Genomic DNA, 2,693 nt, shown 5'->3' with positions numbered 1-2,693 from the left:
CGAACAGAGGATCTCCTCCCGCGCCGTGGCCGGACCCCGCCCGGCACCGGACGGCTCGCGCCCCGGAGCCGGCAACGCCCCGCGGTCCAGCTTGCCGTTCACCGTCAACGGCAACACATCCAGCACCACCAACGCGGACGGCACCATGTACTCCGGCAGCACCTCGCCGAGATGGATGCGTAACGCGGCCAGGTCCGCGGTGCCGGTCCCGGCCGGGACCACATAACCGACCAGGCGCCTGTCGCCCGGACGGTCCTCACGCACCACCACCGCACACCGGGCCACCGATGGATGCGCGCCCAGCGCCGCCTCCACCTCGCCCGGTTCGATCCGGAAACCCCGGATCTTCACCTGGTCGTCCGTACGGCCCAGGTACTCGAGCTGCCCGTCGGCGTTCCACCGGGCCAGGTCGCCGGTGCGGTACATCCGCTCNCCCCGGATCTTCACCTGGTCGTCCGTACGGCCCAGGTACTCGAGCTGCCCGTCGGCGTTCCACCGGGCCAGGTCGCCGGTGCGGTACATCCGCTCGCCGGTCCCGCCGTAGGGGTTGGCGACGAACCGCTCCGCCGTCAGCCCCGCCCGGCCCAGGTAACCGCGCGCCAGCTGGGCCCCCGCCAGGTACAACTCACCCGGCACCCCTGGCGGCACCGGCCGCAGGGCCGTGTCCAGCACGAAAACGCACGTGTTCGGTGCGGCGCGGCCGATCGGGACGCCGCCCGGTACGTCGGGGTCCTCGCGACGGACGGTGAAGGTGACGCATCCGACGGCCGCCTCGGTGGGGCCGTACTCGTTGGTGATCAGGACGTCGTGGTGTGCGGACCGCCACCGTGCGAGCTGGTCGCCGGTGAGGTTCTCGCCTCCGACCACCAGGTCACCCTGGCGGAAGGATCCGGTGGGCCCTTCGGACAGGAGGTCCAGGTGGCTCGGTGTCACCTTCAGGAAGGTCGGCGCCGGCTCGGACCGGAGTCCTTCTGCGACGTCCGCGATGTGCAGGGTGCCGCCCGAGAGCAGCGTGCCGTACAGCGGTGTCACGGTCAGGTCGAACGCGGCCGACGAGTGCAGCACGGTCCGGCCGCTCAGCCCGGGGTACGCGTCGATGGCCCAGTCGAGGTAGTGGGCGACCGCCGCGTGGCTCACCACGACACCCTTGGGGCGTCCCGTGGAACCGGAGGTGTAGATCACGTAGGCGGGGTGGTCGGGCAGGAGCGCCGCGCCGCGCTCGTGGGGTGCGAGGTCGTCCCCGGCCATGGTGGACAGGGCGACCATGATGTCCGGGGCGTTCGTCTCGACGCGTGTGACACCGTCCGTCCCCGCGCCCGGCACGGCCTGGTGGGTGACCAGCAGGGTGACCTGGGCGTCGGCGAGCAGGTAGGCGATGCGGTCGGCCGGGTAGTCCGGGTCGATCGGGACGTAGGCGGCTCCGGTCTTGAGCACCGCCAGGAGGGCGACGACCAGGTCGACGGAACGGTGCGTCATCACCGCGACCCGTTCTTCGGGCCGGGCTCCCTGGTCCACGAGGACGCGGGCCAGCCGGTTGGCCCGCGCGTTCACCTCCGCGTAGGTCACCTCGGTGCCGTCGCACACCACTGCCGTCGCGTCGGGGGTGCGCGCGGCCCGGGCCTCGAACCGGTCGGCCAAGGTGGTCCGGCGAACGTCCCGGGTGGTGCCGTTCCAGCCGGACAGGATCCGCTCCCGCTCCGCGGCGTCCAGGACGTCGACGCGGCTGACCGGTACCGCGGGATCGGTGGTCACTGCTTCCAGCACCGTGCGGAAGCGCCGTGCGAGTGCCTCGGCACTCGCGGGCTCGAACAGGTCGGTGGCGTAGACGATCAACCCGGTCAGGCCGGCCGGGGCACCGTCGTCGGTGGTCCGCTCGGTGATCTGGAGGTCCAGGTCGAACTTGGCGGGGAGGACGCCGGTGGGCAGTGTCTCGACGTGCAGCCCGGGCAGGTCGAAGGCGGCCGCCGTGGTGTTCTGCAGGGTGAGCATGACCTGGAACAGCGGGTGCCGGGCCATGGACCGGGCGGGCGCCAGGTCTTCCACCAGCCGTTCGAACGGCACGTCCTGGTGGGCGTAGGCGCCCAGGTCCGTCTCCCTCGTGCGGGCGAGCAGTTGGAGAAAGGTCGGGTCGTCGGACAGGTCCGAGCGCAGGACGAGGGTGTTGACGAAGAAGCCCACCAGGTCGTCCAGTGCCTCGTCGGTGCGGCCCGCGATCGGGGTGCCGACCGGGATGTCGTCCCCGGCGCCGAGCCGGTGCAGCAGCACGGCCAGCGCCGCCTGTACGACCATGAACAGGGTCACGCCCTGCGCTCTGGCCAGGTCGGCCAGGGCCCGGTGGAGCCGGGGGTCGATGGTCAGGCCGACGTGTCCGCCCCGGTGCGAAGAGACCGCCGGGCGTGGCCGGTCGAACGGCAGCGTCAGTTCCTCGGGCAGGTCGGCAAGTGCGCGGCGCCAGTGGGCGAGTTGCCGGGACAGCGTGCTGTCCGGGTCGGACACCTCGCCCAGCAGCCGGCGCTGCCACACGCTGTAGTCGGCGTACTGCACTGACAACGTTTCCCACGTCGGCGCGCGGCCGGTGGAGCGTGCCGTGTAGGCGGCCGACAGATCGCGCGCCAGCGGGACCATCGACCACCCGTCACCCGCGATGTGATGCACCACCAGGACCAGGACGTGGTGGCCGGGTCCGGTCTCGA

At 72.1% G+C, this 2,693-nt stretch carries 1 protein-coding gene; it reads right to left on the bottom strand.

The genetic code is table 11. The features are described 5' to 3' along the window. The coding region (locus tag HTV45_RS33155; RefSeq protein ID WP_215209601.1) for an amino acid adenylation domain-containing protein at positions 1–2,693 on the bottom strand (2,693 nt) is incomplete at both ends.

The sequence above is a fragment of the Streptomyces sp. CHD11 genome (assembly GCF_018638295.1).
In the GTDB taxonomy this organism is placed as follows: Bacteria; Actinomycetota; Actinomycetes; order Streptomycetales; family Streptomycetaceae; genus Streptomyces.
This window is presented reverse-complemented; position numbering and strand designations above follow the sequence as displayed.